The following is a 12,073-nucleotide window of genomic DNA, read 5'->3' as shown; positions in this document are numbered from 1 at the left end:
CGGGTACAGGAGTTTTCATGGCAACTGAAATAGGCAATCAATTACTGGCGCGTGTCCGGGATGAGATGGGGCGCAATATCGCCACCATCAAACGGCAACTCATCGAATGGCTGGAACGTCCCGAATCCGGCGGTATTGAGATTTTGCGTGACAAACTTGCGGAAATCAGCGGCGGCCTGTCCCTGATAGGGCAAGACGAAGCGGTTGCTTTGGCAGACGCCATCATTGCGGGTGTGACCGATTTAAGTCAGGGCGTGGCGCAGCACGGCGTGGATGCGGCTTTTCCCGGGTACGGGGCGGAACTCGCTGCCGGCCTCTTGGTGCTGACTGATTACATCGAGCGCCTTGATCATCTCAGCGAGCACAACCGGCAAGCGGTTATCCAGGCAACCGAAGCGGTGAAAAGCATTACCGCTGCCGATAAAGGCACAGTACATGTTGCTGCCCAACCATTTATCAGCAAAGAAACCTATCAGGCACTTGCGGCCAAGATCAATGAAATTATAGAAACCAGCCGCAACCAAATTGAAGAATATATCCGCAATCCGGAAGCTCCTTTTAATACGACGACGATTATTGAGGCCAATAAAAATCTGATTAGCTTTTTTGCCGTCCTCGAATTAAAGACGCCGCAAGCCTTATTGCAACAAATCAATCAGCAAATCTCGGCACAATTATCCGAGCAGCAATGGATCGATATCGCCGAGGCCATGATTCTGGTGCAGGAATCTCTGAAACATGCCGAGCATGATGAAACGATCCGGCAGACGGATAATTTCCGTGATGCCGTGCAGGCTCAAGCGGCGCATTCGCGTTTGCTGGAAGTTGAAAAACTGATACACGACACCGGCAAACTGGGGCGGCGCTTTTTTGAAGCGTTGCGCAAGGAAGTGCTACATGCCGAGACGATCAAGCAAGAGCAGCCTTGGCGGGAAGCTACCACGCAGCTGGTGCATTACAGTGCGATTACTGCTTTGGCCGGGCTGAAAGAACTGGCCGCACAGCTGCAACATTTTGGTCTGCTCTGTGCCGAATTTACCCTGCAAAAGGACGAGACGCTGGCGAAAACCTATGCGTCGGTGATCGATGCCTTGGTGGCTGTCGAATACCTCTTCAACGATTTGGCGGAGACCGGCAAGATCTCCCTGCATGACGTTGGCTTCCTCGCCGAAGCAGTCGGCAATATCGATAAAGTCTGCCCGGTTAGCGCGCAGGCGAAAAATCTCTTTGTCCAGCTCGCCAACATGGCGCCACCGGATGATGGCGAAGAAGAAGGTAGTGGTGACATCGAGGAATTCAAGGATGTGCTGGAATCGGCACTGGATGTGCTGGACGACGACTTCTCCATGCTAGAGGAACTGGAAGAAGAGGAAGAGCCGGAACTGCCCTCAGTCATGCTGGCCGGAACGCACGCAGGCTCCGGGGCGCCGGCTACGGCTGCTGCCGGGCTGGCACAACTGGAACACAGTGACAGTGCCGCTGCTATTCCCGTCAATCAAAACGCCGCCGGTGTCGGTATCAATGCGCCGCTTGCCGGACAGGGCGCGGCAGAACAGGCGGGTGGTGCGGAAACGGCTGCTACACCTGCGGCAGAAATCCCGCCAAGCAGGGCAACAGCGACGGCAGCGGCAGAAATCCCGCCAAGCGGGGCAACAGCGACGGCAGCGGCAGAAATCCCGCCAAGCAGGGTAACAGCGACGGTAGAAAGTGCCCCAAGCGAAGCAGCGAGAGGAGCTGCGACAGAAACTGCACCGAGCGAGATGACGATGGCACCTGTCGCAGAAATTGTAACTGCACCAAGCGAGACAACAGTAGCACCTGTCGCAGAAACTGCGCCAAGCGAGGCACCCAGCGCATCCGGCAGTGGACAGCAGGCTGCCGTTGCTGCAAGCGGTGCCCTACCGGCAGTCGCCTATTTTGCCAGCAAATCGCTGGACGATTTGCAGACGATGGATGTGCCAGCCGAGAAAGTCTCCTTCGTTGGCAGCCATGCTGATGCCGTCATGGATGAAGAAATCCGCGAATTCTTTAACGAAGAGCTGGCGGAAATCGTCGCAACCATGAACGATGTTTATCCGCAATGGCGCGAAGCCTCAGATGATGCGCGCCTGACCGGCGATATCCGCCGCGCCTTCCACACCCTGAAAGGTTCGGGGCGCACGGTGGGTTACGAATCGCTGGGCGAATTTGCCTGGCAGCACGAACAACTGCTTAACCGCGTTATCGAAAAAGATTACCCGGCGAACTCACTGGTGCGCGACACCGTTGGCGACGCCATTTCCCTGCTCAATGTCCTGCATCAGGGCGAAGAATTTGTTGAACACAAAGGGGCGTTGTTGCAGCAGGCGCTGGTGGCCGAGCGTGTCCGCCTGTCCCTGCTGGATGCGCCGCAGAGCGAACAGGACGCACTGGACGCCCTGTCCCGCAAACTGCGCTTGTCTGACGGCGGCGACGTCCCAAGCGGCGAACCGGTAAACGCGGTAGCGGTTACGACTACCCCGGCAAGCGAGACTGCGGACGACTGGGCTGCCTTTGATGATATTGCCCTCGATACCCCGACCAGCGACGAACCACCAACCATCACCCTGGCAGAAGACGATTTCAGCGTCGAAAAAGAGCGTATTTCTCCTGAAGAAACCGCTAGTGCCACAACAACTCATCACGACGGTGCGGGTATCGATTTCGCCCCCGCCGATGAACATACTGCGACTACCAGCCACGATACCGTCGCTGACGGTGAGCATGGCGGCATGGATTTCGCCTTCGCTGAAGACGACACAAGCCACGCAGCAGCACACACCGCAACCGCTCGGCACGATGCCACTGCCGATGGTGAACACAGTGGCGTGGATTTCGCCTTCGTCGAAGACGGTGGCAGCCATGCAGCAGCACACACCGCAACCGACCGCAACGATGCCGCAGCCGATGGTGAGCATGGTGGCATGGATTTTGCCTTTGTTGAAGACGACGTCAGTCATGCAGCAGCACACACCGCAACCGCTCGGCACGATGCCGCTGCCGACGGTGAGCATGGCGGCATAGATTTCGCCTTCGTCGAAGACGACGCAAACCATGCAGCAGGGCAGACCGTCGCTGCCTCTGTTCATCACGCAGCACAGCACGACGATACCGTCGCTATGGATTTCGCCCTGAGCGATAGCCACGCGACAAGCGATATAACCTCCGCTACTCCGGCAGAGGAAATAAAAGCCGTCGATGTCAGCGGCAGCGAGAGTTACGACAAAGCCCTGCGCACCCTGCAACGCGGTCTGCGTATGGGTGAGCCGGATGCCGATATGCAGGCAGCGCTGGCCGAAACTATCCGCCGCCAGTGGCAGCAAAGCATGATGGATGACCCAGCCATGCGCGCCGCCATGACGCAAAGCCTGATTGAATCTTTCAAGGGTGACAGTGTCGGCCAGGCGCAATGGGTCTCGGATATCCTTGCCCAGGCGAATGCGGCCGGTAACGCTTCCGTCCCCGTGCAGCCTGGTCTCGTACCGCAGATGGCCGGGGCGCCGGTGCACGTCGCGCCGTCGGGTATCTCACAAGAGGCCTATGACCGTATGCTCACCACCCTGCGTCGTGGCCTCGCTGCTGGGGCGGACGAAGATATGCAGGCGGTATTGTCCGATACCATCAGCCGCCAGTGGCTGCAACAGGGCATCGATACTGAAGGCGAGACACGTGATGCCATCATCAGTCAGCTGAAAGCCTCGTTGCTGGAAGAGGGTGTGGCCGACGAAGCCGTACTCGACGCCATGCTGGAAACCGTGCCGCACCGCGTGCCGAGTGTGTTGCCGGAAGGCGTGCGTCAGGATTCCTACGGCATCATGATGGAAACCCTGCGCGCCGGCCTCAGTAACGCCTCCAGCGCCGACGTACAGGAAATGTTGGCTACCGCCATCGGCAATCAGTGGCAGAACCAGAACAGCCTGCAAGACAGCGCCATCCGTGCCGCCGTCGCTGAACAAATGGCTGCCGTCCTCGGTGGTAACGGCCAGGAAAATAGCGCCCTGGTCGAAGCCGTCCTGAACCGCGCCGCCGAGAAAGCGCGGGAAATCCCGACGGGCATCCGTCCCGACGATTACCACAATATGCTGGATACCCTGCGCAGCAACATCAGCAATGCGCAGAGTGACGAAGCGCAAGACGCTCTCGCTGCCAGCATCAGCGCCCACTGGCAGGAACAAAGTCTGCAAGACGAAGCCACCCGTGACGCCGTGGCGCAACGCATCATCGCCGCCCTCGGTGGCAAAACCGAAACCGACAGCGCTGCCGTTGAAGCCGTCCTGAACCGTGTTGCCGAAAAAATGGCGCAACAACAAGCTGCTGCCGCGCCAAGCGAGACAACAGCGGGCTTCACCGCTGCCCACGGCGCCGGCGTTCAACTCACGCCAAGCGAGATAACGGCGGACAGCGCAGACGAACAGGCCGCCAGCATCAGCCTGGCACCAAGCGAACATCCCGCAGGCGATGCCGTGAGAGGCGTGGCCATCGAAGCCACCATCCTGCCGCAGGGCGTACGCCAAGAATCCTATGGCGCGATGCTGCAAACCCTGCAAGCGGGTATCAACGCCGTGCAAGGCGACAGCGTCGCGCAAGAAGCGCTGGCTGCCAGCATTGGCGCGCAGTGGCAGGAAGCCCACACCCTGCAAGACCCGGTTGCCCGTGCCGCCGTCGCGCAGCAAATCAGTGCGGCCCTCGGTGACCAGGCTGACACGGCCACCGTCGAAGCAGTGCTGAATCGTGCTGCGGCGCAAGTAGGCGAACTGCCGCAAGGTGTCGAACAAGCTGCTTACGGTGCAATGCTGCAAACCCTGCAAGCGGGTATCAGTGCCGCGCAAGGCGATAGCGCCGCCCAAGAAACGCTCGCTGCCGGCATTGCCGCGCAGTGGCAGGAAGCCCACACCCTGCAAGACCCGGTTGCCCGTGCCGCCGTCGCGCAGCAAATCAGTGCGGCCCTCGGTGACCAGGCTGACACGGCCACCGTCGAAGCAGTGCTGAATCGTGCTGCGGCGCAAGTAGGCGAACTGCCGCAAGGTGTCGAACAAGCTGCTTACGGTGCAATGCTGCAAACCCTGCAAGCGGGTATCAGTGCCGCGCAAGGCGATAGCGCCGCCCAAGAAACGCTCGCTGCCGGCATTGCCGCGCAGTGGCAAAGTGCAGAAAGCCTGCAAGATCCGGCAGTCCGCGCAACTGTCGCGCAACAAATCAGTGCCGCACTCGGTGATAGTGCGGATACGGCTACCGTTGAAGCTGTATTGAATCGCGCTGCCGCGCAAGCGATCGGCCTGCCACAGGGCGTCGAGCAGACATCGTACAGCACCATGCTGCAAACCCTGCAAGCGGGGATTGGTGCGGCGCAAGATGATGCCGTCGCGCAGGAAGCGCTGGCTGCCAGCATCGGTGCGCAGTGGCAAACCGCCGACACTCTGCATGATCCCGCCGCCCGCGCTACCGTCGCGCAACAAATCAGCGCTGCCCTCGGTGATAAAGCCGATACGGCCAGCATCGAACACATATTGGAGCGCGCCGCCGTGCAAGCGGGCTTTCTCCCGCCAGGCGTCAGACAGGACGCTTACGGCAGCATGCTGCAAACCCTGCAAGCAGGCATTGGCATCGCGCAAAGTGACACCGCCGCTCAGGAAATGCTGGCAGCAACCGTCGGTGCGCAGTGGCAAGAGCCGCAGAGCCTGCAAGACGATGCTGCGCGCATCACTGTGGCGGCACAAATCGCTGCCGCCCTCGGCGACAAAGCCGACGTGGCCGATGTCGAAGCGGTACTGAACCGTGCTGCCCACCAAGCGGCGGAACTACCGCAAGGTGTGCGGCAGGAAGCCTATGGTCGTATGCTGCACAGCATGCGTTTCGGCGAAATCCACGGCGAAGGTATCGAGCAGGAAATGCTGGCTGCCGCCGTCGGCGCACAATGGGAAGAACCGTATAGCCTGCAAGACGCCGCCACTCGCGCCAGCGTCGCGCAGCAACTGGCGACGGCGCTGGGCGGTGTCGCCGATACCGCTGCCGTATCCGCCATCCTCGACCGCGCCGCCCATCAGGCCGCGCAACTGCCGGCAGGTGTTAACCAGGACGGCTATGGCGCTATCCTGCAAGCCCTGCGCAGCCATCTTGACGCCGACGTTAGCGATGCCACCACGCAGGAAGTACTGGCTGCGACCATTGGTTCACAATGGCAAGACGCGCACAGCCTGCAAGACGATGCCGCCCGTGCCGCTTTTGCGCAACAAATCAGCGCCGCTTTTGATGGCGCGATGGAAGAAACCGCCGTCGTCGCCGTGCTTGACCGTGCTGCCGCACAAGCGGCACAACTGCCGCAGGACGTGCATCAGTCCGCCTATGGCGCGGTGCTGCAAAAACTACACACCGATATTGGCGAAGCCCGCGACAATCCTGCCGCTCAGGAAGCCCTGGCTGCTGCTATTGGCGCACGTTGGCGGGAAGAACACACCCTGCAAGACCCGGTTGCCCGCGCCACCGTCGCACAACAACTGACCGCTGCGCTTGGCGATGCTGCTGACGCAGCCACTGTCGAAGCGGTGCTCAACCGTGCCGCTGCGCAAGCAGGTTTCCTGCCGCCAGACGTGCGGCAAGAGGCCTACGGCGACATCCTGCACACCCTGCATGCCGGTATCGGCGCAGGGCAGGACGATGCTGTCGCTGCCGAAGCCCTCGCTGCCAGTATTGGCGCGCAATGGCAAGAAGCGCATACCCTGCACGATCCCGCTACGCGAGCCGCCGTCGCCCAGCAACTTACCGCTGCCCTCGGCGACAAAGCCGATGCGGCCAACATTGAGGCCGTCTTGAATCGTGCCGCCGCCCAAGCGGGCGAATTGCCACAAGGCGTCAAGCAGGGCGCTTATGGTGCGATGCTGCAAACCCTGCAAGCGGGAATCGGTGCGGCCAAAGACGATGCCGTCGCACAAGAGGCGCTCGCGGCCAGCATTAGCACGCAATGGCAGGAACAGCACACTCTGCAAGACCCGGCTATCCGTGCCGCGATGGCGCAAAAACTCAGTGATTCCCTCGGTGGAGAGGTTGATGCCGCGACCGTCGCCGCCATCCTTGAACATGCTGCTGTCAAAGCGGCTGACGATGCCGCCCAGCCGGATAGCCTGTCAGCCGACAGCTACAACCATCTGCTATCCCTGCTGCGGCGCGGTCTGAAAGACGGCGATGCCGATACCCAGGCAGCGCTGGCCGCCACCCTGCAACGCCAATGGCAGAAACAAGCATTGCCGCAAGACGCTGCTGCGGTTGATGCCGTGCAGCAACAGCTAGCCGCCGACGGCATTGACGGCGCGCAACTGGCGCAAATCTTCTCCGCAGCCGGACTGCATGGTAGCGGACAACCAAGCGGTGAAGTGGTGGTCAAAGCGGTGTTGTCGCAGGACAGCGCCGATGCAGCTGCCGCCGTCGACGCGCCGGTCGTCAAAGCCGCTGCCAGCGAACACATGCACGACGACTTCGTCGATATGGCCGCAGAAAACACCCCGGCTGCAGAGCCGGCCACCACCTTTGTTGATGCCGCAGTCGATGCGCATAACGACCACACTCACGTTGCCGCCGATTTCCTCGATGTTGCTGCTGACAGCCACAGTGCGGCGGATGCCGAAATCTATCCGACCGCTGATGCCGACGAGGCTACAAGCGACTTTATTGACACCGCCGGTGTGCCTGGCGATGTCGAGCCCCTGCCGGAAGAAGACGAACTGCCTGTGCTGTTGGGCGGCATGGCTGCCACCACCATCGACAGTCAGGGTAAAGGCGGCCCCGCCATCTCGGCTACACCGACTTCCGTGGTGCAAATTGCCCCGTCGCGCGGTATGAGCCCTGCCGAACGTCTCAATCGTGAACTTGCCTCGCTGGCACAACATCCCGGACTGGATGGCGCTGTTCAGGGCGCTAAAGCGGGCGAAGGCAGCGCGACCAATAACCGCGCCGGCTTCCTGCGTGCGGTGGACCAATTCGATACCCTTTCACAACTCGCCGATAAAAACGAATCGCCAGAAATCATCGACGACCTGATCGATGCTGTGTACGACATTGAAGACAGTATCGACAGCGAAGTCGCCCCGCCGTGGATCTGGCGACTGCTTGATTCCATCGAACAACTGCTGCTTACCCACAAACAGGAAGGCACTCCGGTCAGCCTGAGTTCCGCCTCCGTCCTGCGGCAGAGTGCGCGCCTGATTGAAAACTTTGAAGAAGACGCCAACGAAGAAGATGCGATAGAGGCCATTAACGCCCTGCTCAATGCACGACGTGAAGCGGGCGGTGGCAAAAGCAGCAGCGAACCAACCGCCCTGCCGTACAGTGGTGATCCGCTTGGCAGCGAACTGGTCGAAGATCCGAACGCCAACACCATGCTGGCGGAAACCTTTATTGATGAGGCCATGTCGCTCTTCGCCCACAGCCAGGAAGAAGCCGAACGCTGGGATGAAAACCGCGACCAGTTGAGCCGCCTTGACGCTATCCGCCGCGACATGCACACCCTGAAAGGTAGCGCGCGCATGGCGGGTTACAACGCCATCGGCGACCTCACCCACGGCGTCGAATCACTGATCGACGGTATCGTCAGCGGTCAGGCCGAAGCCAGCAGCAAAGCGACCAGCATCCTCGTCGGCGCGATGTGGCAGGGCATGCTGATGCTCGACACCGTGCGCGACGGCTACCTGCCGCAAACCGACCCGTACATACTCAATAACATCCACAGCTACCTCAACCAACCGCTACCTTATCCGGAAGTGGCCGAAGCCGCCGAAGTGGCGCGGCAGGAAGCGCGTGAAGAAGCCGCTGCGGCTGCTGCCGCACAGGCTGCGCGCATCGAGGTCAAAGACCTCACCCCGGAACCGGCGGAAGAAACCCCGGTTGAAGAAGTGGCGGTCGTGACCGAATTTGACGACAACATCGATCCGGTCCTGGTGGATATCTTCACTGACGAAGCCCAAGAACTGCTGCAAACCACCAGCCAGCTGCTGGAAGACGATTTCAGCAAGAGCGAAGTGGTGGAAGAACTGCAACGCACCATGCACACCCTGAAAGGTGGCGCGCGCTTGGTTGGCTTTACTGCCATCGGCGACACCGCGCACCTGATGGAATCCGTCATCGACAAAATCCCTGATCTGGCCGAAGGCAAAGTGCGTCAGGCGAAGACCCTGCTCCATTTTGGTCTCGACGCCCATTACGAAATGCTCGACAGCGTCATGCGTCACGAAATGCCGCAACCGGCGCTGGAAGTCAACGAGTCGCTGAAAGTCTTCGCTGACAGCGGCCAATACCGTGTACCGTCGCAAGGTAAAGGCAGAGCAGGAGCAGACGAAGGCACACCGGACGAACAAGCTACGGCCGATAACGTGCCGAGCGAAGCGCCAGGTGAACCAGCAGGCGTCGACAGCAAAGGCGGTCAAACGCCAAGCGAGAGCGCAGCGGATACAGGCGCAGCCGGTAGCGCGAAAGGCGAGGGCGCCTCCCACAGCGAACCGGCCCGAGCCGGCAGCCACAGCAGCGGCGGACACACGGACGAAGCTGCCGCCTCTACTGCACCATCATCCGCTACGCCTGCTCCGGCGCACAGCGACAAAGCACACGACGACAGCAAAGCCGCCGACAAAGCGCCTGTAGCCCAAGCGGACAAACACGATACGCCGCCGGATCACACCCCGGACCTCGAAAAAGAACGCGGCAGCGATATCAGCGGTGTGCCGGAAGCGAAAGCCGACAAACCCGAGACGGCGAAAGACAAAGAAAAAGACAGCAAGGACAGCACCAGCGGTGACAACCTGCCGCGCTACGTCCGCGTTGACGCACAGCTGCTCGACGAAATGATCGCGATGACCGGCGAAACCGCCATCATGCGTTCACGGATGGAAAACATCATCAGCGAGGCCGAATTCAACCTCACCGAGCTGACCCGTGTTGCCACCCGTATCGCCGAGCAAATGCGCCGTCTCGACAGCGAAACCGAAGCGCAGATGCTCTATCGTCGCGAACAACAGGGTGAGGACGACCTGCACTTCGACCCGTTGGAAATGGACCGTTTCTCGGAAATCCAGCAATTGTCACGGCAGCTCTCCGAGGCCATCGATGACCTGAAGAACCTGCAAGACACCCTGAGCCAGGACAACACCACCCTGCGCAACCTTTCCATCCAGCAGGGCATCATCCAGCGCGGTATTCAGGACCACTTGCTCACCACCCAGCTGATGCGCTTCGATGTCCACGAAGCCCGACTGCGCCGCCTGGTGCGCCAGACCGCGAAAAGCGTCGGCAAGGATGTCAACTTCATCCTTGAAGGCGGCGAAGTTGAAGTCGAACGCCGCCTGCTGGAAGACATCCTGCCCGCGCTCGAACATATGATCCGTAACTCGCTGGCGCACGGTATCGAAACGCCGGAATCGCGTCTCGCGACCGGCAAATCCGAGACTGGCACCATCAAAGTCAAAGTTGGTGTGCATGCGGCCGAACTCTCGGTGGACGTGCTCGATGACGGTCAGGGCCTCAACTACGAACGTATCCGTGACAAAGCGGCTGCCAAAGGCATGCTTGACCCCGAACGCGCCGATGACGAAAGCTATCTCAGCAGCCTCATCCTGCGCTCTGGCTTCTCCACCGCCGAGTCCCTCTCGCAACTGGCAGGACGCGGTGTCGGCATGGACGTGGTCAACGAAATGGTCAAGCAGCGGCGCGGGCAAATTGTCGTCCGCTCCAAACGTGGCGAAGGCACCATGTTCACCCTGAACATGCCGTTCTCGATGAGCATCGCCGAAGTCCTCCTGGTCGAAATCGCCGGACAAACCTTTGCCGCGCCGATGTCCTCCATCAAAGCTATCGGCCAGGTCAGCCACAACATCCTGCAACGCAGTGTGGACGGCGAAATCGTGTACCAGAACTACGAAGACAAGGATTACCGCCAGTTCGTGCTCGGCGCCTACTTCAGACCCGACCAGTACACCCTCAGCGACGAAGAAGCAGGTGCCCCGGTACTCTTCATCAACAGCGAAGACAACCCGGTCGCCTTCCATGTGGACCGCATCCTCAACCGCCTGGAAATCATCGTCAAAAACGTCAACCGGCAAGTGCTCAACATCCCGGGCATCTCCGGCGCCACCATCCTCGGTGACGGACGCGTCGTGCCGGTGCTCGAATTGCTTGACCTGTCGCGCCGCATCGCTGACCTCACCACCTTGCACGCACAGCGCGCGGCAGAAGTCGAAGTCACCGTGCCGAACATCCTCGTGGTGGACGACTCCGTCACCATGCGCAAAGTCAGCACCCGTCTGCTCGAACGCCACCACTACAACGTGGCAACCGCGAAAGACGGTCTGGATGCCATCGAAGTGCTCAACAGCTTCACCCCGGACGTCATCCTGCTCGACATCGAAATGCCGCGCATGGACGGCTTCGAATTCGCCTCGCACGTCCGCCACGGCAGCAACGTGCCCGACGTGCCAATCGTGATGATTACCTCGCGTACCGGCGACAAACACCGCGAGCGGGCGGATGCTATCGGCGTGCAGGGCTACCTCGGCAAACCGTACAGCGAGGACATGCTCATACAGACCCTGGAATTCCTGCTGAAAAAAGGGGGGGATAACTAATGGAACAGCTCAGCATCACCCTCGTGCCGACGGCGCATGAAACCCTCATCCTGCCGTCGGCCATCGTCGCTCACATCTACCCCTACGCGCCGCCGCTGCTCATCGACCAGGCGAGCGAATTTGTCATCGGCGGCCTGCTTATTGGTACCGACAAACTGCCGCTGCTTGACCTGTTCACCACCGAGGCGGAAAGCAAAGAAGAAGACCGCAACAGCTTCCGCGTTGTCCTCGTCTCGGCCGTCACCAGCCAATCGCCGTTCATGCAATATGCTATCCTTGCGCACGGCCAGCCACAGATAGCCAACATCGGGGCAAACGACCTCACCTCGCTTGGCAAAGGCAGCCACCGCTACATCTCCCGCTACGTCTCATTCAGCGGCTACGATAGCGACAAACACATCATCCTTCCCAACCTGCCGGCACTGGAAGCCGAACTGACCATGAGCTGACGC

2 protein-coding genes are annotated in these 12,073 nt (G+C 60.4%); both read left to right on the top strand.

Going from position 1 to position 12,073, the window contains the following annotated elements; all coding sequences use genetic code 11:
* Nucleotides 1-17: 17 nt before the first annotated feature.
* Complete coding sequence (locus tag LG374_RS05830; RefSeq protein WP_225756810.1) at nucleotides 18-11,621, top strand: Hpt domain-containing protein; 11,604 nt, start codon at nucleotides 18-20, stop codon at nucleotides 11,619-11,621.
* On the top strand, nucleotides 11,621-12,070 hold the full coding sequence (locus LG374_RS05825) for a hypothetical protein (RefSeq protein ID WP_225756809.1): 450 nt from the start codon (nucleotides 11,621-11,623) through the stop codon (nucleotides 12,068-12,070). The genes LG374_RS05830 and LG374_RS05825 overlap by 1 nt, the downstream gene beginning before the upstream one ends.
* Nucleotides 12,071-12,073 lie beyond the last annotated feature (3 nt).

Source organism: Cardiobacterium sp. Marseille-Q4385, from assembly GCF_916618745.1.
Lineage (GTDB): Bacteria > Pseudomonadota > Gammaproteobacteria > Cardiobacteriales > Cardiobacteriaceae > Cardiobacterium.
The sequence above is the reverse complement of the archived record's forward strand: the minus strand, read 5'-3'. Positions and strand labels throughout refer to the sequence as shown.